The sequence below is a fragment of the Phytoactinopolyspora endophytica genome (genome assembly GCF_004138495.1).
Taxonomy (GTDB): Bacteria; Actinomycetota; Actinomycetes; order Jiangellales; family Jiangellaceae; genus Phytoactinopolyspora; species Phytoactinopolyspora endophytica.
This window is the reverse complement of record NZ_ML142851.1, coordinates 227,419-227,941: the sequence shown is the minus strand read 5'-3', so window position 1 is coordinate 227,941 and position 523 is coordinate 227,419. Positions and strand designations below refer to the sequence as shown.

Here is a 523-nt window from a genome sequence, read left to right as displayed (position 1 = left end):
GACCAGCGCGAGGCTTTTCACGACGCCGAGATCACCACCGTGGACGCGCTCGCCGGCTCCGACGACGACGCGCTCGCTGCCGTCACGCGCATCGGCGCACCCACCAAGCGCAGGCTGAGCGCACAAGCCCGGCTGCAGGTGAGCGCGCGCACCCGGCAGCTGCCACCGTACGAGCTCATCACCCCTGCCGAACCAGGCAAGGGTCTGGCGCTTCTGCCCGAGCCGGACGACGGTGACCTCTTCCTCGACCTCGAAGGCGACCCGTTCTTCGGTGACCACGGCATCGAGTACCTATGGGGCATCTCCGATGTCCGGGACACGTTCACTGCCTGGTGGGCACACGACGCCGCCGCGGAGCGTCACGCGTTCGAGCAGGTCGTAGACCACATCCTGCTGACGTGGGAACGGCATCCGGGCATGCACGTCTACCACTACGCGCCCTACGAACCGAGCCGGCTGAAGACGCTCTCCCAGCGCTACGCCACCCGCGTCGACGACGTCGACGCCCTGCTCCGGGGCGAGC

At 68.8% G+C, this 523-nt stretch carries 1 protein-coding gene; it reads left to right on the top strand.

Translation table 11 applies throughout. The features are described 5' to 3' along the window. The coding region (locus ELR45_RS34745; protein WP_205856168.1) for a ribonuclease H-like domain-containing protein at positions 1-523 on the top strand (523 nt) is incomplete at both ends.